This window comes from Exiguobacterium sp. E17S, from assembly GCF_057772545.1.
Genome location: NZ_JBYLRU010000006.1, coordinates 42,606 through 64,536 on the forward strand (window position 1 = coordinate 42,606; position 21,931 = coordinate 64,536).

The 21,931-nt window shown below is 49.8% G+C and carries 26 protein-coding genes; 17 read left to right on the forward strand and 9 right to left on the reverse strand.

Annotated elements, in window-relative coordinates; all coding sequences use genetic code 11:
* The first annotated feature begins 55 nt into the window (after window positions 1-55).
* Window positions 56-1,408 carry a magnesium transporter gene (mgtE, locus tag AC3B4V_RS14565; RefSeq protein ID WP_488378783.1) on the forward strand — a complete coding sequence of 451 codons (1,353 nt, stop codon included), beginning with the start codon at window positions 56-58 and terminating at the stop codon, window positions 1,406-1,408.
* A gap of 53 nt (window positions 1,409-1,461) precedes the next feature.
* On the opposite strand, the gene AC3B4V_RS14570 is transcribed toward mgtE, so the two are convergent.
* From AC3B4V_RS14570 to AC3B4V_RS14585, 4 genes are all read right to left on the reverse strand, one after another.
* Entirely contained in the window at window positions 1,462-2,112 is a 651-nt protein-coding gene (locus AC3B4V_RS14570; protein WP_214724209.1) for a hypothetical protein, read from the reverse strand.
* Window positions 2,113-2,125: 13 nt separating this feature from the next.
* The gene (locus tag AC3B4V_RS14575) at window positions 2,126-2,455 is read right to left on the reverse strand and encodes a potassium channel family protein (protein ID WP_047394390.1); all 330 of its coding nucleotides are present in this window, start codon (window positions 2,453-2,455) and stop codon (window positions 2,126-2,128) included.
* Window positions 2,456-2,467: 12 nt separating this feature from the next.
* Window positions 2,468-4,033, reverse strand: a complete 1,566-nt coding sequence (locus tag AC3B4V_RS14580) for a GGDEF domain-containing protein (protein WP_488378784.1) — start codon at window positions 4,031-4,033, stop codon at window positions 2,468-2,470.
* Between the two features lie 94 nt (window positions 4,034-4,127).
* Complete coding sequence (locus tag AC3B4V_RS14585) at window positions 4,128-4,961, reverse strand: SDR family oxidoreductase (RefSeq protein ID WP_488378785.1); 834 nt, start codon at window positions 4,959-4,961, stop codon at window positions 4,128-4,130.
* A gap of 126 nt (window positions 4,962-5,087) precedes the next feature.
* Here AC3B4V_RS14585 and AC3B4V_RS14590 point away from each other — a divergent pair, with 126 nt between their 5' ends.
* The 4 genes from AC3B4V_RS14590 to AC3B4V_RS14605 are packed head-to-tail and all read left to right on the forward strand — an operon-like array spanning window position 5,088 to window position 7,346.
* The gene (locus AC3B4V_RS14590; RefSeq protein WP_488378786.1) at window positions 5,088-5,843 is read left to right on the forward strand and encodes a DeoR/GlpR family DNA-binding transcription regulator; all 756 of its coding nucleotides are present in this window, start codon (window positions 5,088-5,090) and stop codon (window positions 5,841-5,843) included.
* On the forward strand, window positions 5,840-6,133 hold the full coding sequence (locus tag AC3B4V_RS14595) for a hypothetical protein (protein ID WP_488378787.1): 294 nt from the start codon (window positions 5,840-5,842) through the stop codon (window positions 6,131-6,133). Before AC3B4V_RS14590 ends, AC3B4V_RS14595 begins: the two co-directional genes overlap by 4 nt.
* Window positions 6,043-6,888: a Gfo/Idh/MocA family oxidoreductase gene (locus tag AC3B4V_RS14600; protein WP_488378809.1), complete on the forward strand. Its 846-nt coding sequence runs from the start codon at window positions 6,043-6,045 to the stop codon at window positions 6,886-6,888. Before AC3B4V_RS14595 ends, AC3B4V_RS14600 begins: the two co-directional genes overlap by 91 nt.
* Window positions 6,876-7,346: a heme-degrading domain-containing protein gene (locus AC3B4V_RS14605; RefSeq protein ID WP_023469567.1), complete on the forward strand. Its 471-nt coding sequence runs from the start codon at window positions 6,876-6,878 to the stop codon at window positions 7,344-7,346. The genes AC3B4V_RS14600 and AC3B4V_RS14605 overlap by 13 nt, the downstream gene beginning before the upstream one ends.
* A gap of 399 nt (window positions 7,347-7,745) precedes the next feature.
* On the opposite strand, the gene AC3B4V_RS14610 is transcribed toward AC3B4V_RS14605, so the two are convergent.
* The 4 genes from AC3B4V_RS14610 to AC3B4V_RS14625 form a co-directional block, all read right to left on the reverse strand.
* On the reverse strand, window positions 7,746-8,225 hold the full coding sequence (locus AC3B4V_RS14610; protein ID WP_035395771.1) for a DMT family transporter: 480 nt from the start codon (window positions 8,223-8,225) through the stop codon (window positions 7,746-7,748).
* Window positions 8,226-8,237: 12 nt separating this feature from the next.
* Window positions 8,238-8,666 carry a DMT family transporter gene (locus tag AC3B4V_RS14615; protein ID WP_023469565.1) on the reverse strand — a complete coding sequence of 143 codons (429 nt, stop codon included), beginning with the start codon at window positions 8,664-8,666 and terminating at the stop codon, window positions 8,238-8,240.
* A 65-nt stretch (window positions 8,667-8,731) separates the two neighbouring features.
* Window positions 8,732-9,049 carry an ArsR/SmtB family transcription factor gene (locus tag AC3B4V_RS14620; protein WP_023469564.1) on the reverse strand — a complete coding sequence of 106 codons (318 nt, stop codon included), beginning with the start codon at window positions 9,047-9,049 and terminating at the stop codon, window positions 8,732-8,734.
* 45 nt (window positions 9,050-9,094) lie between these two features.
* Window positions 9,095-9,538: a GNAT family N-acetyltransferase gene (locus AC3B4V_RS14625; protein ID WP_312192826.1), complete on the reverse strand. Its 444-nt coding sequence runs from the start codon at window positions 9,536-9,538 to the stop codon at window positions 9,095-9,097.
* A gap of 158 nt (window positions 9,539-9,696) precedes the next feature.
* On the opposite strand from AC3B4V_RS14625, the gene rpoE reads away from it, so the two are divergent.
* The 7 genes from rpoE (at window position 9,697) to AC3B4V_RS14660 (ending at window position 16,497) form a co-directional block, all read left to right on the forward strand.
* Window positions 9,697-10,233, forward strand: a complete 537-nt coding sequence (gene rpoE / locus AC3B4V_RS14630) for a DNA-directed RNA polymerase subunit delta (RefSeq protein ID WP_235609843.1) — start codon at window positions 9,697-9,699, stop codon at window positions 10,231-10,233.
* 270 nt (window positions 10,234-10,503) lie between these two features.
* Window positions 10,504-12,099 carry a CTP synthase gene (gene pyrG, locus AC3B4V_RS14635; protein ID WP_023469561.1) on the forward strand — a complete coding sequence of 532 codons (1,596 nt, stop codon included), beginning with the start codon at window positions 10,504-10,506 and terminating at the stop codon, window positions 12,097-12,099.
* 132 nt (window positions 12,100-12,231) lie between these two features.
* Entirely contained in the window at window positions 12,232-12,939 is a 708-nt protein-coding gene (locus AC3B4V_RS14640) for a GntR family transcriptional regulator (RefSeq protein ID WP_023469560.1), read from the forward strand.
* A 151-nt stretch (window positions 12,940-13,090) separates the two neighbouring features.
* Window positions 13,091-13,435, forward strand: coding sequence for a PTS lactose/cellobiose transporter subunit IIA (locus tag AC3B4V_RS14645; RefSeq protein WP_488378788.1), 345 nt, complete (start codon window positions 13,091-13,093; stop codon window positions 13,433-13,435).
* The gene (locus AC3B4V_RS14650) at window positions 13,435-13,743 is read left to right on the forward strand and encodes a PTS sugar transporter subunit IIB (RefSeq protein WP_055969344.1); all 309 of its coding nucleotides are present in this window, start codon (window positions 13,435-13,437) and stop codon (window positions 13,741-13,743) included. The genes AC3B4V_RS14645 and AC3B4V_RS14650 overlap by 1 nt, the downstream gene beginning before the upstream one ends.
* A gap of 12 nt (window positions 13,744-13,755) precedes the next feature.
* Window positions 13,756-15,162, forward strand: coding sequence for a GH1 family beta-glucosidase (locus AC3B4V_RS14655; protein ID WP_214724197.1), 1,407 nt, complete (start codon window positions 13,756-13,758; stop codon window positions 15,160-15,162).
* A gap of 12 nt (window positions 15,163-15,174) precedes the next feature.
* Complete coding sequence (locus tag AC3B4V_RS14660; RefSeq protein ID WP_023469556.1) at window positions 15,175-16,497, forward strand: PTS sugar transporter subunit IIC; 1,323 nt, start codon at window positions 15,175-15,177, stop codon at window positions 16,495-16,497.
* A gap of 138 nt (window positions 16,498-16,635) precedes the next feature.
* Here the strand turns inward: AC3B4V_RS14660 and AC3B4V_RS14665 are convergent, their stop codons facing one another.
* Window positions 16,636-17,145, reverse strand: coding sequence for a DUF2529 family protein (locus AC3B4V_RS14665; RefSeq protein WP_035395788.1), 510 nt, complete (start codon window positions 17,143-17,145; stop codon window positions 16,636-16,638).
* 94 nt (window positions 17,146-17,239) lie between these two features.
* Here AC3B4V_RS14665 and AC3B4V_RS14670 point away from each other — a divergent pair, with 94 nt between their 5' ends.
* From AC3B4V_RS14670 to glpX, 5 genes are all read left to right on the forward strand, one after another.
* Entirely contained in the window at window positions 17,240-17,614 is a 375-nt protein-coding gene (locus AC3B4V_RS14670; protein WP_035395791.1) for a response regulator, read from the forward strand.
* Window positions 17,615-17,746: 132 nt separating this feature from the next.
* On the forward strand, window positions 17,747-18,601 hold the full coding sequence (fba, locus tag AC3B4V_RS14675; protein ID WP_058704156.1) for a class II fructose-1,6-bisphosphate aldolase: 855 nt from the start codon (window positions 17,747-17,749) through the stop codon (window positions 18,599-18,601).
* A gap of 154 nt (window positions 18,602-18,755) precedes the next feature.
* Window positions 18,756-19,403 (forward strand): fructose-6-phosphate aldolase, encoded by a 648-nt coding sequence (fsa, locus tag AC3B4V_RS14680; protein WP_023469552.1) that lies wholly within the window; start codon window positions 18,756-18,758, stop codon window positions 19,401-19,403.
* A gap of 28 nt (window positions 19,404-19,431) precedes the next feature.
* The gene (gene murA / locus AC3B4V_RS14685; RefSeq protein WP_488378789.1) at window positions 19,432-20,679 is read left to right on the forward strand and encodes a UDP-N-acetylglucosamine 1-carboxyvinyltransferase; all 1,248 of its coding nucleotides are present in this window, start codon (window positions 19,432-19,434) and stop codon (window positions 20,677-20,679) included.
* 32 nt (window positions 20,680-20,711) lie between these two features.
* On the forward strand, window positions 20,712-21,677 hold the full coding sequence (glpX, locus tag AC3B4V_RS14690) for a class II fructose-bisphosphatase (RefSeq protein ID WP_064299220.1): 966 nt from the start codon (window positions 20,712-20,714) through the stop codon (window positions 21,675-21,677).
* Window positions 21,678-21,931: the final 254 nt, after the last annotated feature.

A 21,931-nucleotide genomic window follows, 5' to 3' on the forward strand; every position in this document is an offset into this window, starting at 1 on the left:
GATCGCGAATCAACTCGTGCTAAGATGAAAAGGCAGAATACAGGGGGTGAGGAGATTGCGTCAGACAGCAGAACAACAATGGAAGTGGCTCTTGCTCGATGCGCTCGCGAAGGAAAAACGAGAGCAAGCACAGCAAGTCATCGAAGAGGTCTATCCGTATGATATCGCGCAAGTGTATGAAGAGTTGGGCGAAGACGATCAGGCACGACTCCTCGACTATCTCGATCACGAGCGATTGGCAGATGTCCTCGAGGAGCTCGAAGGGGAGCAACGTCTCGCCGTCTTACGTCGTTTAGACGTCGAGCGTGCCGGGCACGTCCTCGATTTAATGGAAAACGATGATGTCGCGGATGTACTTGAGGAACTGGGACTGGAAGAGACCGACCGTTTGCTTGGTAGCATGCGGACGGACGAGGCTCTGATCGTCCGCAATCTCTTGACGTATCCACCGGAAACGGCCGGGCGCTTGATGACGAACCGGTTCATCTGGGTCGGCGAGGATTTCACGGTCGGTGAGACGGTCGAGAAAATGCGCGACTACATCGAATACTCGGAGACGATCAACTATGTCTACGTCGTCAATCAACTCAGTGAACTCGTTGGGGTCATCTCATACCGGGATGTCATCTTAGCTGAAAATACGGAACGGATCAGTGACGTCATGGAGACGAAGGTGATCCGAGTCGCGGCAGAGACCGATCAGGAAGAAGTCGCGCAACTGTTCGAACGCTATGATCTCGTCTCGTTACCCGTCGTCGAGGGCGACATTCTCGTCGGATTGATCACGGTCGATGATGCGCTTGACGTCTTACGGGAAGAAGCAAACGAAGACATCGAGAAACTCTCGGCATCCGGTAAATCGATTGATTTCGAGACGAAGCCGTGGATTGCTGCGACCCGTCGCTTACCGTGGCTAGTCTTGCTACTGTTCATCGGGCTCGTCTCCGGATCAATCATCAGTCAGTTCGAAGAGACGCTCTCAAAAGTCGTCGCGCTCGCCTTCTTCATGCCGATGATTGCTGGTATGACCGGAAATACCGGTACCCAATCGCTCGCGGTCGTCGTCCGCGGATTGATCACGCGTGAAGTCGATAAGCGGGTCGCGACTCGATTAATCCTGCGAGAACTCTGGGTTGGTTTAATCATTGGTATCATTTGTGGCATCTTGATCGCCGTCATCGCCTACGTCTGGCAAGGGAGTGCCGTCTTAGGACTTGTCGTCGGCAGCTCGCTCGTCATCACGTTGATCTTTGGGACACTTGCTGGAACAATCATTCCGCTCATCTTACATCGTCTAAAGATTGACCCGGCGATTGCATCCGGACCATTGATCACGACGTTGAACGATATCTTATCGCTCCTCGTCTACTTCGGGATCGCCACGGCATTCATTAGCCGCTTGATGTAAAAAAACCGAACCGATTCATCTTCGTCAAGAGGAAGGGAATCGGTTCGGTTTTTTCATGTGTGATCATTCGTGGTGCGAATCCAGATCGCGAGTGGACCAACATCGTCAAAGCCGGCTTCAAGCGCCGTGATCAGGTGATCACCATACTCGTAACCGACGAGCGATTGACCGGGAAAATGTGCTGAACTCAAACGTGCGATATCATCCCATAAGCGTTCGTCGAGGTAATCGGAGTTAACGTACGTCAGTCCGGTCGTCACTTGATTCGAGTAGGCGATGCAACTTGCTTGTTGCGCCTCTGAATAGAAGAATCGGACAGCGGGATGTTGCCATAACGTTGTGGGCAACTCCGGTGTTGCCTGGATTGACTGGAAGCGAGCGAACTGATCGAGATCCGTCACGACGGACCAATCGACGGGAAGGGCACGGCGATCGAGTATGGCAGGGCGGGTCATCCATTCTGCTGTGAATAGATGACTGAGACCGGCACTCGAGAAATCATAGCTTGCCGTGCAGTCCTTGATGCTATAGACATCCGTGACACCAATTCGCTGATGGGGAAGCCGGACCATCAGTTCCGGATAATAGCTCGGTACGCTTCCTTGAGCGTGCCAGGTCGAATCAGTTTCCGTCACCCGGCAACCGGCTGACTCACAGACGAGGCGACACCAATCGAAATTATTTTGGATGGCAGCTTGGCGCATGGATCATTCCCCCTTATTCATCCTCCGGTTGTTTAATCAGGACGTACGATAACGTGGCAATCAGTGTTAAGAACAGCCCGCAGCCAATCGTGATGTATGCCATCGTAAAGACCTTACCGAGCGTCGTCGTCGGAACGAACGTTGGATGCCCGACCGTACTTAATGTCGTGATACAAAAGTAAAGTGCATCCACCATCGACAGGTTTTCTTCCGTGCTATAGAAGATCGTCCCGGAGACGAGCGTCAACAGGCAGAGAATCAATAGACCACGAAAGTAAGATAAGTGAAAGGCGCGGCGCAATCCCTTGAATAAGCGTGAAAAAATCGTCAGTACAGAAATCATGGAATCTCTCCTTTAGGATCGTTGCGTCGAGTCCATCGTATCATGAATGAAATAATCATTTTTTCCGGCATGTTTGACGCGGTACATCGCTTGGTCAGCATGCTGAATCAGCGTGTCGAGATCGACGCCATGATTGGGTGAGTAGCTAAGTCCGATGCTCGTTCGAATTTCAATGGTTTCTTCAGCGAACCGGTAAGGGTTGTCTTGCAAGTACGTCAACAAATTCGCAGCATAAGTATGGAGCGTAGCGACAGACGGATGACGATAGAGTAAGAAGAATTCGTCGCCACCGACACGGGCGGCGAACCCATTCTGTTCCGCATGATGTTCAAGTAGACGAGCGATATGAATCAAAAAGGCATCGCCAATCTGATGACCGTACGTATCGTTAATTGCTTTGAAACCGTCGAGATCGACGACGATGATCGCGATATGATCAAGCTCGAGTAACTCTTGTGCCGCTCGTTCGTAAAAGCTACGGCGATTCGCAATCTTCGTCAACGGATCGTGGTAGGCGAAGAAACGAATCGTCTGCTCCGCTTCCTTGAAGGACTGGATATCACGAATCAACAGCATCCCGTGCAGCTCTTGTTCGATGAAGACGAAGTCGGCATCCATGACGACGTAGCGTTCTTGTTGTTGTGCTGTCAAAATCTTCGTCTCGAATTCGTTGAACTTCCGCTGTGATAAAAAGTGCGTCATATAATGCAGCGACCAATCGGCTTGTTTTTTATCCGGCAAGTAGGTCGAAAACGTACATGCTGTTAAGTCATCGGTCTCGAACAGCCGATGAGCGGCTGGGTTGGCGCTCTCGATTCGTCCGTCCCGGTCGAGCAGCAGGATTGCCGAAGGATTCAAATTGTAGAGCGTCGCGAAACGCTTTTGATAGGACGCGAGATAATCGAATCGGCGCATTGCGATCGCCAGTGCTCCTGCCCAGAACAAACCGCCATACATATAGGCATACGGTGGCATGATGCCGTAGAACGACCAGTAGCCGAAGACGATATCCCACGCGAGAACGAGAATCGCGACACTGAGTAAGACGTTGATAATGCCACGACGTGCATCTTTCAAGTGTGTCCGTGCGTACACGAGCAGACCGATGACAAGAAGATGGAAGATGTTCCCGACCGTCATCGTCACTAGATATTGTGTGTTGAATTCAGGGTAGATGAACTGTCCGACCTGTGTGAATTGCTGACTGTTGATGACGTTCGTCTGGAAGACGTATGTCGTCAGCACGACGCCCATCGGCAGATAGAAGATCCATGGGTACAGTAAGCGTGGCATTCGTTTCCACAAATTCGAGACGCGAAAGATGAAGTGGAGCGATGTACTGAAGACGATCAGACCAGCGTTTCCGAACCAGTAGGTCACGAATGCCGGACTAAACTCGATCGGGGAGGCATTCCGGAAAAATTCACCAAGGAACAACATCCCGTAAGCGAACGTGAATAAGCTAAGCAGTCGGTGTTGCGGACGTGATGGATTGCGTAAAAATATATCAATCGACATGTAGAACATGATGAAGGTCGGAATCAGATAGACGATCGTAAAAAGAAACAAGGATGGCATGGCGTTCCGCCCTTCTAGATAATTTTTAGGTAGATAGTCTCAGTATAGTGGGCGAAGATTGCTTAGGCGGATTGAAATTTCAAAAAAAGGGAAATCAGTCGAGATTTAATGTCAGCCGTCGTATTTTGGCAATCCCTTCGAGACCTGACGGATCATGATGCGTCTTATGGGCGACGAAATGTTCATCGGCTTCCGTCGTCCGGATTCGTAACGGACGTTCGTCACGGTGGACGACTTCGAAGATCACCTCAGCCAGAGCTTCTGCCGATTGGCGATCGACATGTCGCGTCCGATACGTCTGCAAATAGGCCGTGATGATCGGTTTGAAGTCGTCTTCGTGTAAGCCACCCGTCTGTTCGAGTTGATCGAGAACCGTTGCGGTAAAGTTCGTCTCGACAGCGGCTGGTTCAATCAGGGTGACGTCGATGTTGAAGTACGGTTTATAGTAGGTCGCAAGACTTTCGAACAGCCCTTCGATCGCGAACTTACTGGCACAATACAGTTCATTCATCGGTTGACCGACGAGACCACTGACGCTTGAAGTCGCGAGTAAGTGACTACCGTCCGGTGCTTGTTTGAGTAAGGGGAGACAAGCTTCGATCGTTCGGATGACACCGAAGACGTTCGTTTCGAAGAGTTGCTTGATTTCGTAACTCGTCGCTTGACCGAGTGCGCGCAGCAAACCATGACCGGCATTACAGAACACGACGTCGAGATGATCGACTTCTTGTTCAATTTGACGAACGGCTGCTTTCACGCTTGTTTCATCCGTCACATCGAGCGGCAAGAAGTTAAGCGTCGGTAATGACACGGTCATTTCGTCTGGACTCCGGACACCAGCGTAGACGAACCATCCGGCGTCTGCGAATCGCCGCGCCGTCGCAAGACCGATACCGGAAGAAGCACCCGTGATCAACATCGTTTGCATATCAATTCCTCCGTTCTGAAAGTAGTTGTCATCTATTATTTACCCGAATTATCGTTGAACTATTTGCATTAAAATTGCATATTGTAATGAAAAAACTTAATATAAAGAAAAAGGAGGCAGGAATCGATGGGGCAAATCGAACGGTTGCAACAGATGCGGGAATGGATCAAGACGAGTCCTGAAATTTCGCTCGATCAATTGATGCAGGAGTATCAGATTTCACGGGATACTGCACGTCGTGACGTCATCGTCCTCGAACAAGAAGGGGAGATCATTCGCGTTAAGAATGGATTAGTCCGTGCTGGTGGAACGCTTGCATATGAACAGCGGACAGAGAAACCGGAAAAACGGCGGATCGGACAGCGTGCAGCGCGTCACGTCCAAGCGAACGATCGCTTATTGCTCGATGCTGCAACGACGGTATCTGAGATGGCACGAGCACTTCCGCCATATCCACTACAAGTCATCACGAACTCCCTCGATATCGCAGACTATGTCGGAGCTCGCACGGATATTGAGCTGTATGTCACGGGAGGACGTTTCGACCGGCATGCGCGTAGCTTAAGTGGGATCAAGACGGCAGACGACATCCTGAATTATCAAGTCGATTGTGTTTTTCTTGGAGCATGTGGATTGACGGAAGAAGGACTTTTTGCGGAACAACTCGAAGAAGCGGTCGTAAAGAAAGCGATGATTCGAAGCGCGACCCGTGTCATCGTCCTCGCAGACCATACGAAATTCAATAAGCGTTTTTTGCATAAGGTCTGTGACTGGGAGCAAATCGATGTACTCGTTACGGATCAAGTACCAGACGCAACGTGGCAAGAACGACTAGAACATTATCATGTCGATCTCGACGTGACAGAGGAGGAAACAACATGAACCCGATTCAAACGACGCTCGTCGGATTCGGTTTTTCAGCGGTGACGTTCCACGTTCCGTTCTTACAGGCATTACCGGCATTTGAAGTGACACAAGTCGTCTCCAGTCGACCGGAACAGGTAGCGCGCTATTTCAGTGAGGCGACGGTCTCGCGACACTTGCTGAAGCCTTACAGGATGAGAACACGGAGCTCGTCATCATCACGACACCAACGGCACTCCATTTCGAAATGGCAAAACAAGCGATTGAAGCAAAAAAGCATGTCTTACTCGAAAAGCCGGCTGTCGTAACGATCGAAGAAGCACTGGCGCTGCAAACGTTAGCGAAACAACACGGCGTTCAAGTCGCCGTCTATCAAAATCGTCGCTTTGACGGTGACTTCCTGACACTTGAACAATTGATGGAAATGAATGAGATCGGCGACTGGCAAGTCATTGAATCACGCTTTGATCGCTATCGCCCGGTCGTTCGTGAACGCTGGCGGGAACAAGCGGGAAGTGGTGCCGGCATCCTGTTTGATCTCGGCTCACACTTACTCGATCAAGCACTTGCCTTGTTTGGAGAACCGGATGCACTGACGGGCGACGTCTATCTGCAACGTGACGGTGCTGTCGTCGATGATGGTTTCCATGTCACGCTGCATTACGGTACACGTCGTGTCATCCTTCGTTCGACGTCCTTCATTCAAGGACCAACGCCACGTTTCGAGTTTCATGCGACGCGCGGCAGTTACATTAAATACGGAATGGACCCCCAAGAAGGACGGCTTGCGAAAGGTCATCCGATGAACGAACAGCTGGGTGAAGACGAAGTAGATTCCTACGGTTACCTCCAGATCGCCGATCAGCCAGTCGAGCGTCTCGCGACACTTCCAGGCAGTTATGCGACGTTTTATGAACAGTTGGCGGATGGACTTCGCGGAGGACGAGTACCTGTCGATTTACGCGACGCGGAAAAAACGATGCGCTTGATTGAAGCGGTGCGCATCAGCAGTGATGAAGGACGACGCCTCTTACGAAAGGAATGGGATGCATGGAAGAATTGAAGGTGTTGCTAGCGGAAGAGGACGAACTCGTCTTGACGTCCTTGACGAATACGGAAGCAATCGGGATGGGACATGAATTGATCGGACGGGCGATGAAGGAGAACTTATCGATTGCCGTTGAAATCAAACGGAACGGGCAGCGTTTATATTACGCGGCGCTCGACGGTACGGCACCGGATCAGGAAGAGTGGATCCGCCGGAAATCGAACGTCGTCTTGCGGCATGGCTATAGCTCACTCTACATGCGTCGGTATAATGAGAGTAAACATCGCTCGTACCACTCGATGTATGCCGTTTCGCCAGCTGATTATGCCGATGCCGGTGGATCGTTCCCGATTCGGATCGAAGGAGTCGGTGTCGTCGGTACGATCACCGTTTCCGGTCTATCGCAGGAAGCGGATCATCGCCTCGCGACGGAAGCGTTGCGCTTACTTAAGAGACAACAGCTGGGGCAATAAGGTATTTATAAAACACAAGTGTTGAGTTGATTCTCGTGCAAGACTTCGCTTTCCGCGGGCGGAAGGCGAGCCTCCTCGCCGCATTCGCGCCTACGGGGTCTCACCCATTCCGCTTTTCCCGCAGGAGTCTTCGTCTTGCACGTTCATCAACGGATCGTTCGACACGAAAAAACCGAAATGCTGAAGTAGATCCACTTCAGCATTTCGGTTTTTTTATGTTCTATTTGATAGATCATGAGAAACAGTCGGACTCACGTTGTTCACGCGACTCCTACAGGAAAAAGCGCAAGATATTGCGCTGTCAGAGACAAACAAGACCCGTGTCGGCTGTCACTGACAGCCGAGACTGGCTTGTGTCTCGCCTGAGGAAAGCGCGTGAACGAATCGTGAGGACAATCGTCACGATGCCATCGAATCAGATGAAGCCGATACGTCTTTACGTGTGTTCCCGCGATAGACGAAGTAAAGCGCAGCCAGCATCGCAAGCAGACCAAGCAGACGTTTTCCATCGAGCGGAACGACGACGCCACCGAACGCACCGATGTGATCAATGACCATACCTGCTGCGAGTTGACCGATGACGGTCGCGATACTAGCTGCCGTGACACCGATTTGCGGGACAGCAAGAATCGTCAGGAAGAGATAACTGACGCCGAACAAGACGGCGCTCAGTTGCCAACGTGGTGCTTCAAGCAAAAGCAAGACGTTCCCTTGACCGAAGAACAAGATGGCGAGTGCGAGAATCAGCATTCCGGTGAAGAACGTCAGGAACGTACTTTCCAGAGCCCCTGCCTTTTGACTGAAGGCACCGTTGATCGAGGACTGGGCGCTCAGCATCACGCCGCCGAGTAATGTAAAACCGAGTAATAGAATATTCACGAGCGAACCTCCTTAAAAGATAAGAAATAGAGCGACGAGCATCAAAGCAGAAGCCGTCAGCTTGTCACGATTGATCGGACGTTTCGGGCTACCGAGCCAGCCGTAATGTTCGATGACCATGCTGGCGATCATTTGTCCGATGATGACACTGATCATGGCGAGACCGACACCAACGAGCGGGATGCTGATGATCAAGATCGTCAAGTAGATACTACCGAGTAGACCACCGAGCAAGGTCCATTTCGGTGCGCGGAATGTATAGCCGAGTGAACCTTTTCCGAAGAAGAGGACGATCAGCCCGATGATGATCGTACCGGCGAAGAAATTATAAAAGCTACTTTCGAGTTTTCCGACGAAGTTCCCGAGCTCACCATAGATGGCCCCTTCGACACTTAAAGCGATACCCGCAAGTAACGCGAGTACATAATACACGATTTTCAACAGAATTCATCCTTTCACGAATCTAAATATCGAGAAATGTCGATATGTAAGGCAAGGAGAACGGATCAAAGTTCTCCTTTGAGGTACGCTGCGAGCTCCTGGATTTTTTCTTCATTTCGCCGGTAATACGTCCATTTGCCGTGACGTTCGGATTCGAGCAATCCGACTTTTTGCAACATCGCAAGATATTGGGAGACGGTCGATTGAGATAAGTTCGCCTTCTCTTGGATATCTCCGACGCAAATGCCTCCCTTGTCCGACAGATTCGTCGCGAGATGGGCCGTCGGCTTATTGAAATGAGTCTCGGGATCCTTGAGCCAGCGTAAGATATCAAGACGTACCTCGTTCGATAATGCCTTGAATAGATCCACTTGATTTGTCATACGCTTAAACTAATCGATGATTCTCGATATGTCAATCCAAGACACTTAAGGTTGGACGAATGCATGCTTTAAAAGTCGATGTGTCACTTTGGTTGCCGTATACGGCTCAAAACCGAATCGTTCATAAAATGTACTGGCATCGTCCGTATAGAGCCAGAGCTCGGAATACGTCAACAGCGCTTCTGGGATGATTTTCTCAAGCAGTTGCGTACCGACACCGTGATGTCGCATTTCCGGTAAGACGTAGACATGACGAATCCGACCGACGTCGATCGCGTCGGTTTGTTTCATATAACCCCCGCACGCAATGACGTGACCGGAGAGCGACAAAACGACGAACATTGCTTCTCCGTCTTCTCGATACGTTTCATTTCGGCGTTCACGTAGCATCCGTTCAATAAAGGGATAGCCTTCCTGTGTACTCTTTGATAAGATTGGTAACCAGTTGAAGTCATCAAAATCGTTGACCCGTTCGATTGTTATCTCCATCTGTCATTCCTCCTTCTTCTCCCTTGGATATTCCTTTTTCAGGAGTTAGAAAAACACGAATCGAGAATCAATTCGAGCTTTTTTTAAATAGAGACTGGATTTTTAAAAGACGTTTTGCGTATAATGAGAAGTAATGGATTGAACGCAAATGAAAGGAAGTGGCCGTCACAATGAGCCTCAGCCGTTTAAGTAAAGAAGAGATTACTGATCTTTCGCTGATCGAATTCGTCAACGAAATGTTGCAAGAAGCTGGCGAACAGCCAATCACGTTCGATGACATCACGTCAGAAATCGAAAAGTACCATACGTTTACAGATGAAGAAGACAAGTTCGAGAAACTTGCTCAACTCTATACAGACATGAACATCGACGGAAACTTCGTCAACGTCGGAGCGAACCGTTGGTCACTCCGCGCTTGGTATCCGTTCGATAAGTCGGATGAGGATCTCGTCATCGAAGCGCGTCAACGTGGAGAACTCGATGAGTTTGAAGAAGAGTTCAACTATGATGCAGAAGAAGATGAGTTCGAGACGATCGAAGATGATCTCGATACATTCGCGAAGACAGCGGACTATGATTCAGCTGACGATAGCGAAGACGACGATACGTTCAAAAAAGTCGCAGCCATCGATGATCTCGATGACGATCTCGACGAAGAAGATTTAGAAGACTTCGAAGAAGAAGAGGAAGTCTAAGTACGATCAACCACAACTGTACAGCTGCTATTTCCCTATAGAAATGGCAGTTTTTTCGTTGACGGCTGACGAACGAGTACGAAAATTTTTCTTTGAAAAATTAGGCTTGACGAAGTTTTCCGAATGACGTAAGTTAGTCATGGGCTTCTTTAAGCAACGTGCTTATTTCAGCAAAAGTGTCTCCTATTCCAATGGGGGCACTTTTGCTTTTTTGTTTTTACCACCTCTGTATTGTTGAGATGTGAATTAGAGAAGGGAGCAATATTTAACATGACAAAGTATATTTTCGTAACAGGTGGCGTCGTATCGTCACTCGGTAAAGGGATCACCGCTGCATCGCTCGCTCGTCTCTTGAAAAACCGTGGCCTCAATGTCACGATCCAAAAATTCGACCCGTACATCAACATCGACCCGGGTACGATGAGCCCGTATCAACACGGGGAAGTATTCGTTACGGATGATGGCGCAGAGACAGACCTTGACCTTGGTCACTACGAGCGTTTCATCGACATCAACTTGAGCCAGAACGCGAACGTCACGTCTGGACGTATCTACTCGACGATCCTCAAGAAGGAACGCCGTGGCGACTACAACGGTGGAACGGTCCAAGTCATTCCGCACATCACGAACGAAATCAAGGATCGCGTCTTCCGTGCTGGAAAAGAAACGGGCGCTGACGTCGTCATCACAGAGATTGGTGGAACAGTAGGGGATATCGAATCGCTTCCGTTCATTGAAGCCATTCGTCAGGTGAAAAACGATATCGGGAAAGAAAACGTCATGTACGTTCACTGTACGCTCGTTCCGTATCTTGCAGCAGCAGGTGAGCTCAAGACGAAACCGACACAACACAGTGTCAAAGAACTCCGTAGCTACGGTATTCAACCAGACATCATCGTCTTACGTGCGGAGCACCCAGTCCCACAAGAGATGAAAGATAAAATCGCTCTCTTCTGTGACACACGTCCGGAAGCAGTCATCGAAGCACAAGATGCATCGACACTCTATGAAGTACCACTCAACTTACAACGCCAAGGCATGGACCAACTCGTCTGTGACTACTTCAAGTTCGATACACCAGCTGCTGACATGACGGCTTGGAAACAACTCGTCCACACAGTGACGCACCTCGAGAAAACTACGAAGATTGCACTCGTCGGGAAATACGTCGAATTGCGTGATGCGTACATCTCGGTCGCAGAAGCATTGAAACATGCTGGATTCGCCTTCAACAGTGACATCGAAATCGACTGGATCAACGCAGAAGACGTGACGCGTGAAAACGTCAACGAATTGCTTGGTTCGGCAGACGGTATCCTCGTTCCTGGTGGATTTGGAGAACGCGGTATCGAAGGAAAAATCGAAGCGACACGTTTCGCCCGTGAAAACAACGTACCGTTCTTCGGTATCTGTCTCGGGATGCAACTCGCGACAGTCGAATTCGCACGTAACGTCCTCAACCTTGAAGGCGCACACTCAGCGGAAATCGACCCAGCGACACCATACCCGATCATCGACTTGTTGCCAGAACAAAAAGACATCGAGGATCTCGGTGGTACGCTCCGTCTCGGACTTTACCCATGTAAACTCGAAGACGGAACGAAAGCACGTGCCGCGTATTCAAGCGAGCTCGTCTACGAACGTCACCGTCACCGTTATGAGTTCGGTAACGAGTTCCGTGAGCAGTTCGAAGCAAACGGCATGGTCTTCTCAGGTACGAGTCCAGACGGTCGTCTCGTTGAGATCATCGAAATTCCAGAACACAAATGGTTCGTCGCGTGTCAATTCCACCCAGAATTGATCTCACGTCCAGAACGCCCACAAGCGCTCTTCCATGACTTCATCCAAGCATCACTCGGAGAGTAAGTCGTATCCAAATAAACCTGTCTTCTTCAAGAAGACGGGTTTATTTTCATTTATTCCTATCGCCAAAATACATATCTGCTATAATGGTAGCGGATTCATTCCTACAAATTTTAGATAGAGGGGGGAATATCATTGATTCCGAAGTATAAACATGTCGCTGAACAAATCGAGATCGAGATCAATGAGCACGTCTATCAACATACGAATAAACTGTTGACGGAAGACGAATACGCCCAAAAATTCGATGTCAGCCGGAACACGATCCGGAAGGCGATCGAGATTCTCGTCAATAAAGGATACGTTTACCAAGTACAAGGGAGCGGTGTCTTCGTCCGCGATCATTATAAGAGTGATTACGTTAATCTCGAAAAGCTACAAGGATTGACGAGCGACTTCAGTGGACGGAAGGTCGAGACGCGCGTTCTCGCTTTCGAACAGACGAAGGCAGACGAAGAAGTCGCAGAACGCATGAAATGTCCGGTCGGTACACCGGTCTATTACGTCAAACGACTGCGTCTCGTCGATGATCACCCGTTTTCGATCGAAGCGTCCTATTTCCGGAAAAATCTCGTCATGTATCTCGATGAGAACATCGTTCAAAAATCGATCTATACGTATTTACGCAACGATCAAAATCTGTCGATCGGATTTGCGGATCGCGTCATCTATGCCGATTACTTGAATAGCAGTGACGCCGAGTTGCTTGGATTAAAAGAGAACGATCCATCCTTACTCGTCGATAATACGGTCTATTTGACGAATGGGAAAATCTTCGACGTCTCGCGGGCGACGCATCATTTCCGCCACGTGAAGATGCTGAAGGTCTCGAATATTAAATAAGAAGGAAACACACGAAGCAAATTTCGTGTGTTTTTTTATTTAAATTTTTTAAAAAGAAAGGGTTTACACGTTATGAAAGCGCATGCTATTATCGAACTGTATAATTTGTACCTATGAATTTAAGTTATCCATACAACAAAGGAGAGACAGCATGACTTCTGAAACGATTGAAATTACCCCGGAAGATATTTTTGGATTGATCGCCTTGTCGGGCGACGCCAAAGCAAGCTACCACCAAGCGATGTTACTGATGCAAGAAGGTAAAGTCGAAGAGGCACAAGCGGCTGTTGCAGCAGGTGACGCGACACTCAAGGATGCGCATAGCATTCAGACGAAGTTCGTCACACTTGAAGCACAAGGTAAGACAGCGGCGGTTGGCGTCCTGATGGTACACGCGCAGGATCACCTCATGAACACGATCCTCGTCAATGAAATGCTCGGATATATGATGAACATGCAAAACGAAATCAACCAATTGAAGGGAATGGATCAATAATGATGAAAATCGGACTCTTTTGTGCGGCAGGTATGTCGACGAGTATGTTAGTAGAAAAAATGAAAGCGGTTGCCTCGGAGCGCGGCTTAGAAGCAGACATCGCAGCATATCCGGAATCAGAGATGGAAACGTACGTCAACGAACTCGATGTCGCTCTCCTCGGACCACAGGTGAAGTACCTTCTTTCAAAAGGGAAACAGATTTGTGAACCAAAAGGTGTGCCAATCGATGTCATCAACACGATTGATTACGGCATGATGAACGGAACGAAAGTACTCGACCAAGCAATCAAACTCGCAAACAAATAAGAGGTGAAGATGATGAAAATGCCAAAAGATTTTCTATTCGGCGCTGCTTCTGCTTCTTATCAAGTAGAGGGTGCTTGGAACGTAGACGGAAAAGGCGTCTCGAACTGGGATGTCTTCTCGAAGATTCCTGGAAAGACGTTTGAAGCGACGAACGGGGATGTCGCAATCGATCATTACCACCGTTACAAAGAAGATATCGGTCTGATGGCCGAGATGGGTCTTGAATCGTATCGCTTCTCGATCTCATGGCCACGCATCTTCCCGAACGGCACAGGTGAAGTGAATGAAAAAGGACTTGAGTTCTATAACAACGTGATCGATGAGTGCCTTAAGCACGGGATCGTCCCGTTCGTGACACTCTATCACTGGGATTTACCACAAGTCCTTGAAGAACAAGGCGGCTGGCGTAGTCCTGAAACAGCAGATGCCTTCGTGCGTTTTGCGAAGACTTGTTTCGAAGCGTTCGGCGATCGTGTCCGCAACTGGATTACCTTCAACGAGACGGTCATTTTCTGTTCGCTCGGCTACTTGACGGGCGCACACCCACCCGGCATCACAGGCGATGCAAAAGCGTACTTCCAAACGACGCACAACGTCTTCGTCGCTCACGCTCGCGCAGTCGAAGCGTTCAAGGAAGCGGGATATGAAGGAGAAATCGGGATCACCCACGTCTTCAACCCGGCATTCAGCATCGATGAAGCGCCAGAGAACAAACAGGCCGAAGTACATGCGAATGAATACGCGACACACTGGTTCTATGATCCGATTTTAAAGGGGGAGTACCCAGCATATGTCGTGAAAGATTTAGAAAAGCAGGGCTTGTTACCGGAATGGACAGAAGAAGAGCTCGATCTCTTGAAACGGACAGCACCGTTGAACGACTTCATCGGACTGAACTACTATTGTCCACAACGTGTCATGAAGAATGATTCGGCGCTCGTCATGGCAGGTGGCCGCGAAAACTCAACCGGACGTCCTGGGAACCCATCGTTCGATGGCGTCTATAAGACAGTCTTGATGGACGATAAAGTCTACACGAAGTGGGGCTGGGAAATCGCACCGGATGCCTTCCTTGAAGGAATGCGGATGCTCCAAGCACGATACGGCGATATCAAAATCTACATCACAGAGAACGGTCTCGGTGACGAGGATCCGATCGTCGGCGAAGAAATCATGGATACACCACGAATCGAGTACATCGAAAGTCATCTTCGCGCCGTCAAGCGTGCTGTCGAAGAGGGCATCAATGTCTCTGGTTATTATGCATGGTCCGTCATCGACCTACTCAGCTGGTTGAACGGATATAAAAAGCAGTACGGATTCATCTATGTCGATCATGCGAATGGTCTGGCACGGAAGAAGAAACAGTCGTTCCATTGGTACCAGGAAATCATCGCGACACGTGCTGCTGAACTATAAGGAGGAGTCGGAATGAACCGATTAGAAACCGTATTTGAAAAAGTCACTCCTGCCTTCGCACGATTCGCGAACGCCAAGCCTGTCCTTGCGATCAAGGACGGCTTCATCTTAACGATGCCGATGACGATCATCGGCTCGTTATTCCTACTGATTCTCGCGTTACCAATCCCAGGCTGGGAGAAGTTCATGACGGGCCTATTCGGTGCCGACTGGACATTACCGCTCACACAGGTCGTCGGTGCAACGTTTGATATCCTCGCATTGATCGGTGTTTTCGGTATTGCCTACTCCTATGTAAAAAACGAGAAGATTGAAGGGGTTCCAGCCGGAATTCTCGGAATCATCGCCTTCTTGATCATTACACAATCATCCGTTTTGTCGAAGTCAGGGGAAGTCGTCACGGGTGTCGTACCGAAAGTATGGACGGGCGGACAAGGGGTCCTTGCCTCGATCGTCGTCGGACTCGTCGTCGGTTTCATCTACTCGCAGTTCATCAAGCGAGGCATCCGGATCAAAATGCCAGACGGTGTACCGCCGGGCGTTTCAAACTCGTTCTCGGCACTTATTCCGGGACTCGCGATCATCACGTTGTCTGTCGTCACGTTTGCTGTCTTCCAAGCATTCGCTGACCGGACGTTCACAGAAGTCGTTTACGATGTCTTGCAAGCACCGATTCAGAACTTGACGGATACCCTCGCAGGAGCAGTCTTGATCATGATCTTGATGTCTGTCATGTGGTGGTGCGGGATTCATGGCGCAGCGATCATCATGGGAATCATGGGACCGTTGCTGACAGCGAACGCTTTACAAAACCAAGCGATCATCGACTCCGGGAAAGAACTTGTCGTCGGTGACAACGCGAAGATCGTTACTATTCAGTTCCTCGATGTCTTTACGAAGCTCGGTGGAACAGGAATTACGGTCGGATTCATCATCGCGACATTGATCGTTGCTCGCTCGGCTCACTTGAAGCAACTCGGGAAGCTCTCACTTGCGCCAAGTTTGTTCAACATCAACGAACCGGTCATCTTCGGGATGCCGATCGTCTTCAACCCGATCATGTTCGTTCCGTTCGTCATCGTACCAGCGATTGCATCCTTCATGGTCTACTTCTCGATCCTCTGGGGTTGGGTCGAACCATTTAATGCGCTTCAAGTACCATGGACGACACCACCCGTCATCTCTGGTTTCTTGATCAGCGGCTGGCAGGGTGCCTTGCTCCAGCTGGCGACGATTGCGATGTCGGTCGCGATCTATCTACCGTTCGTCCGCATGCAGGATCAGCTGTCTTACGGCGAAGAACTAAAAGCACAAGAAGAACATGCTTCGGCATGATCAAAAAAAAGGAAGCGCGAATGGCGCTTCCTTTTTGTATACCGGTCATGAACGGTTTCACTTTGATTCAATGAAGATCGTAAGCTTAGTGAGACGCGGACACGTATCTAGTGAGCTTTATATTATAGAAGAAAAACGTCAATCCCACTCTTCCGTCATCTCTTGTAGTTGCGTCAAGATATGCGTCAAGAGGAACGCGCAAAGGGCAAGACTTGGCAGTCCGTGACGTGAACCGTCCTCTGCCGGAAGCAGTCCTTTATTGAACTTCAATGCGAGCGGAGCAATCGAACGCTCGAGCGTTTCCGTCACGTCACTGAGTGTGACGATCGCATAAGGCGTATGCCATGCGTCGTAACGAGCAAGAGAAGCGAGGAGATCCGAGCGCTCCGTATCCGGCGTGAAGATCAAGACACGATCGACAGCATGCAAGGTCTTTCGATCCTTGATCTTCGTAACGCGTTTCATCTGGTCCGGTCCTTCTGAGAGCATCGGATAGAGTCCTTCACATTCACCATAAGCGTCGACATAGACCGTACCTTCTCCGACGAGCGCCTGTGCGAGTAGACGGACGACATCGAATAGTTCGTCTTCCTGTTTTGCGAGCGTTTGCAATTTTCCGTTGAACTGTGTAGCTAAGATTTTCATCATTTTTCTTCATCCTTTCTATGTTTCTCTCAAGGACAGTATAAAGCAAGTTTTGCTTTAGTGTAGAATGGAAATAACTAGAGGGGGAGTGGCAAAGATGAAAGGCAGATTGTTGATCGTCGAGGATGAGCCGGGAATCCGGAACTTGCTTGCACAATTGTTCCGGGCAGAAGGGTATGAAACGGACGTCGCCGTCGATGGAGAGGAAGCGATCGTCTACTTACAGGAAACGGCATACGATCTATTGTTGATGGATGTCAACATGCCGGGGCGGACCGGGATCGAGGTATTGCGTCATCAGGACCGGATCGGACGACGTGTCCGGACGATCTTAATGACGGCACTCGGTGAAAAAGAAGCGATGGAAGAAGCGAAACGATTAGGGGTCGTCGCCTTCTTCGGGAAGCCATTTGACATCTTTGAATTAAAAAAAGAAGTGACTGTGCAAATTTCTCACGATGTAAGCGGTTAATCTTTCACGTCGCCGTCACAAACCAAAAAACCGAGCGAAATGCTGTACGTTCCGATGAATCAGTATGTTATAATCAGTCTGAAATTGCACGAGTTCGTGTAAGCAGCGATCAAAACAGAGGAGGATGTCATTATGCCATTAGTATCTATGACAGACATGTTAAACAAAGCTCTCGAAGGTAAGTATGCAGTAGGTCAATTCAACATCAACAACCTCGAGTGGACACAAGCGATTCTCGGTGCGGCTCAAGAAGAGCAGTCACCAGTCATCCTTGGAGTATCTGAAGGTGCAGCACGCCACATGGGCGGATTCTACACTGTCGTGAAAATGGTTGAAGGTCTCGTACACGACATGAAAATCACAGTTCCAGTCGCAATCCACCTCGACCACGGTTCGAGCGTTGAAAAATGTAAAGAAGCGATCGACGCTGGATTTACATCTGTCATGATCGATGATTCGCACAGCCCGATCGACACAAACATCGAAACAACTAAAGCAGTCGTTGAATACGCTCACGCTAAAGGCGTTTCAGTAGAAGCAGAAGTTGGTACAGTTGGCGGACAAGAAGACGACGTCATCGGTGATGTCATGTACGCGAAACTTGACGAGTGTGTACGCATCGTCAAAGAAACTGGAATCGACACGCTTGCGCCTGCACTCGGTTCTGTTCACGGACCATACAAAGGTGAACCAAACCTCGGATTCAAAGAGATGGAAGAAATCCGTGATGCTACAAACCTCCCACTCGTTCTTCACGGTGGAACTGGAATTCCGACACACGACATCGAAAAAGCGATCTCACTCGGAACTTCAAAAATCAACGTTAACACAGAGAACCAAATCTCATTCGCGAAAGTCGTTCGTGAAGTGTTGGCTGAGAAACCAGAAGCATATGACCCACGCGTATTCATCGCACCAGGTCGTGAAGCAATCAAACAAACTGTCATCGGTAAGATGCGTGAGTTCGGTTCAAGCAACAAAGCTTAATCGACTCCTCTTTAAAGTGCGGTAGACTTCGGTCTACCGTGCTTTTTTCATATCATGTGAACGTGTATTCAATGGAAAACAGTAGGACTTCTCGTGAAAAAAACCTATAATAGAGTCGTAAGCGATTTCAAGGGATGAAAGGGGAACGAGAAAGATGAGATTTTTCATTGACACAGCAAACGTAGAGGACATCAAGAAAGCACATAAAATGGGGATTTTAGATGGTGTCACGACGAATCCGTCGCTCGTCGCTAAGGAAGGCGTCGATTTCCATACACGACTTCGTGAAATTTGTGAAATCGTCGGGGACGTCTCTGTCAGCGCTGAAGTCATCGCGCTTGATGCAGAAGGAATGATTCGCGAAGGGAAGGAACTTGCCCAGATCGCACCGAACATTACGGTTAAGGTTCCAATGACTCCGGCCGGACTCGAGGCAGTCGCAGCACTTTCAAAAGAGAAGATCACGACGAACGTCACATTGATCTTCAACCCGAACCAAGCATTACTCGCAGCCCGTGCTGGTGCGACATACGTATCACCATTCCTCGGTCGTCTAGATGATATCGGACAAGATGGAATGGGGCTCGTCGAGACGATTGCTCAAATTTTCGTCGTACACGATATTCCGACACAAATCATCGCGGCGTCGGTCCGAAATCCGGTTCACGTGACGAACGCTGCTCTTGCGGGCGCAGACATCGCGACGATTCCATTCTCGGTCATCGAGTCACTCACACACCACCCACTCACGACGCAAGGAATTGAAAAGTTCCTCGCCGACTGGGAAAAAACGCAGCAATAATCGTAGCGAAGAGAAAGGTTGATGGAACGTGGACATTTTGCATATCGTAGGGCAACAACGCCTGGAAGGAACCGTATCAATCAGTGGTTCGAAGCAAAGCGCCATCCCGTGTCTTGCTGCAGCCCTCCTGACGGATCAGACGGTCGTTCTGGAAGGCGTGCCGGAGATTGGCGACGTCGCGACGATGATCGAGATTTTGGAGACGCTCGGCGCGGTCGTGACACGTCAAGGCGATATGGTGACGATTGATCCAAGCCGGGTCGAATCGATGCCGTTGACTGGTGCGGAGACGCGCAAGTTACGCGGATCGATCTACCTCATGAGCGTTCTGGCAGCCAGATTCAAACAAGGAGTCGTCGGTCTGCCTGGAGGTTATGCCATCGGACCACGACCGATCGATTTACACATCAAAGCACTAGAGCGTCTCGGTGTTTCTGTACGTAACGAGCAAGGCGTCCATTACATGCGCGTCGATCGTCTCGTCGGCAACCGGATTTACCTCGATCTTCCGTCTTTCGGAGCGACGATCAGTGCGTTACTCGTCGCTGTCTTCGCTGAAGGAACGACTGTCATCGAAAACGCTGCCTATGACCCGGAAGTCATCGACGTCAGTACGATGTTGACGAACATGGGGGCAAGCGTCAAAGGGGCAGGAACGGACGAGATTCGAATCAAGGGCGTATCGCAACTAAGTGGTTGCCGGCATACCTTGATTCCGGACCGCATGGAGGCAGGAACGTTCTTGACGATGGGGGCGGCACTTGGACGCGTCACCGTCGATAACGTCATTCCGCTTCATCTCGAGAGCGTCATCCAAAAACTCGAACGGTACGGTGCGTTGATTGAAGTAACGGATGATTCCGTCACGGCGACGTTTCAGGAGGCGAAGCCGGTCGATATTCGTGTTTTCCACTACGGTGGATTCCCGAGCGACTTACAGCCTGTCATCTCGGCAGCGTTGTTGCAAGCGAAGGGAGCGAGTATCGTCGTCGATAAGTTGTACCCGCAACGTTTCCGGCACGTGCAGGAGTTACGACGCTTGAATGCTCGAATCACGCATGAAGACGCCTCAATCATCATTCGTGGTGGAGAAACCTTACTTGGTACGGAAATCGAGGCACCGGACCCACGCGGTGGCGCAGCACTTGTCTTGGCGGGACTTCTCGCTTCAGGGGAGACGACGTTGCACCACGCAGAAGTGCTTGACCAGAGTTACGAACGATTTGATCAGAAGTTGAAGGAACTGGGCGCCCTCGTATGGCGTGAAACGATTTGACCGATTTGTAACAAGGGAGAGGGGACATACACATGGAGAGAAGTCTATCAATGGAACTTGTACGCGTCACGGAGGCAGCAGCGCTTGCCTCTGCGCGTTGGATGGGAAAAGGATTGAAGAACGAAGCGGATGATGCGGCAACAAGCGCTATGCGTGACGTCTTCGATACGATTCCGATGAAAGGAACCGTCGTCATCGGGGAAGGCGAGATGGATGAAGCACCGATGCTTTACATTGGAGAAAAGCTAGGAAATGGGTATGGACCACGACTCGACGTCGCTGTCGATCCGCTTGAAGGAACGAACATCGTCGCAAAAGGAACATGGGGCGCGCTTGCTGTCCTCGCGGTCGCGGATGCAGGAGATTTACTCCATGCACCGGACATGTACATGGATAAGATCGCAGTTGGTCCGGAAGCGGCAGGACACATCAGTCTGGATGCGACGATCGAAGAAAACATCGCGGCCGTCGCGAAGGCGAAAAACAAGGAAATCGAAGACGTCGTCGTCTCGATCCTGGATCGGGAACGTCACGAAGAGATCATTCAACGGATTCGGGCAACAGGGGCACGGATTCGCTTGATCGGTGACGGTGACGTTGCTGGTGCGATCAACACGGCGTTCCCGCATACAGGGATTGATATCTTGCTCGGTTCAGGTGGAGCACCGGAAGGCGTTCTTGCTGCCGTTGCCTTGAAATGTCTCGGTGGTGAGCTCCAAGGACGTTTGTTACCGGCAGACGAGGCTGAGATTGAGCGTTGCAAGAAGATGGGCATTGAGGATCCGTCGAAGATCCTCATGATGGATGATCTCGTCGCAGGAGACGACTGTATCTTTGCTGCGACAGGCGTCACGGACAGCGAATTGATGAAAGGTGTCCAGTTCACGGCGCAAGGCGGTCAGACGCACTCTGTCGTCATGCGTGCGAAATCAGGAACGGTTCGTTTTGTCGAGGGTATCCACTCGTTCAAGAAGAAACCTAAGCTTGTCATTAAGTAAAACAGGACGACTCCTCAAACAGGACGTCTGAATCCACATAAAAAGAGTTGGCGTTGCGGATGATTTCCGGAATGCCAACTCTTTTTTGATGATGTTTAAAACTGATAACGTTCATATCCTCACTTTCCTCAGGCGGGAGGTAAGCCGCGACATCTCGCAACTTATGCGAAATGCTGGGTCTTACCTTACCCTGACGGAAACGTTGAACCCGTTTCCTTTTCCTGTAGGAGTTGAGGATGAACGTCATAAATATT

Excerpts from the sequence above, each read along its gene's own strand:
- AC3B4V_RS14570 (WP_214724209.1), bottom strand. The coding sequence starts at position 2,112 with ATGCGCCAAGCTGCCATCCAAAATAATTTCGATTGGTGTCGCCTCGTC.
- AC3B4V_RS14575 (WP_047394390.1), bottom strand. The coding sequence starts at position 2,455 with ATGATTTCTGTACTGACGATTTTTTCACGCTTATTCAAGGGATTGCGC.
- AC3B4V_RS14580 (WP_488378784.1), bottom strand. The coding sequence starts at position 4,033 with ATGCCATCCTTGTTTCTTTTTACGATCGTCTATCTGATTCCGACCTTC.
- AC3B4V_RS14585 (WP_488378785.1), bottom strand. The coding sequence starts at position 4,961 with ATGCAAACGATGTTGATCACGGGTGCTTCTTCCGGTATCGGTCTTGCG.
- AC3B4V_RS14590 (WP_488378786.1), top strand. The coding sequence starts at position 5,088 with ATGGGGCAAATCGAACGGTTGCAACAGATGCGGGAATGGATCAAGACG.
- AC3B4V_RS14595 (WP_488378787.1), top strand. The coding sequence starts at position 5,840 with ATGAACCCGATTCAAACGACGCTCGTCGGATTCGGTTTTTCAGCGGTG.
- AC3B4V_RS14605 (WP_023469567.1), top strand. The coding sequence starts at position 6,876 with ATGGAAGAATTGAAGGTGTTGCTAGCGGAAGAGGACGAACTCGTCTTG.
- AC3B4V_RS14620 (WP_023469564.1), bottom strand. The coding sequence starts at position 9,049 with ATGACAAATCAAGTGGATCTATTCAAGGCATTATCGAACGAGGTACGT.
- AC3B4V_RS14625 (WP_312192826.1), bottom strand. The coding sequence starts at position 9,538 with ATGGAGATAACAATCGAACGGGTCAACGATTTTGATGACTTCAACTGG.
- pyrG (WP_023469561.1), top strand. The coding sequence starts at position 10,504 with ATGACAAAGTATATTTTCGTAACAGGTGGCGTCGTATCGTCACTCGGT.
- AC3B4V_RS14645 (WP_488378788.1), top strand. The coding sequence starts at position 13,091 with ATGACTTCTGAAACGATTGAAATTACCCCGGAAGATATTTTTGGATTG.
- AC3B4V_RS14650 (WP_055969344.1), top strand. The coding sequence starts at position 13,435 with ATGATGAAAATCGGACTCTTTTGTGCGGCAGGTATGTCGACGAGTATG.
- AC3B4V_RS14655 (WP_214724197.1), top strand. The coding sequence starts at position 13,756 with ATGAAAATGCCAAAAGATTTTCTATTCGGCGCTGCTTCTGCTTCTTAT.
- AC3B4V_RS14660 (WP_023469556.1), top strand. The coding sequence starts at position 15,175 with ATGAACCGATTAGAAACCGTATTTGAAAAAGTCACTCCTGCCTTCGCA.
- AC3B4V_RS14665 (WP_035395788.1), bottom strand. The coding sequence starts at position 17,145 with ATGATGAAAATCTTAGCTACACAGTTCAACGGAAAATTGCAAACGCTC.
- AC3B4V_RS14670 (WP_035395791.1), top strand. The coding sequence starts at position 17,240 with ATGAAAGGCAGATTGTTGATCGTCGAGGATGAGCCGGGAATCCGGAAC.
- fba (WP_058704156.1), top strand. The coding sequence starts at position 17,747 with ATGCCATTAGTATCTATGACAGACATGTTAAACAAAGCTCTCGAAGGT.
- fsa (WP_023469552.1), top strand. The coding sequence starts at position 18,756 with ATGAGATTTTTCATTGACACAGCAAACGTAGAGGACATCAAGAAAGCA.
- glpX (WP_064299220.1), top strand. The coding sequence starts at position 20,712 with ATGGAGAGAAGTCTATCAATGGAACTTGTACGCGTCACGGAGGCAGCA.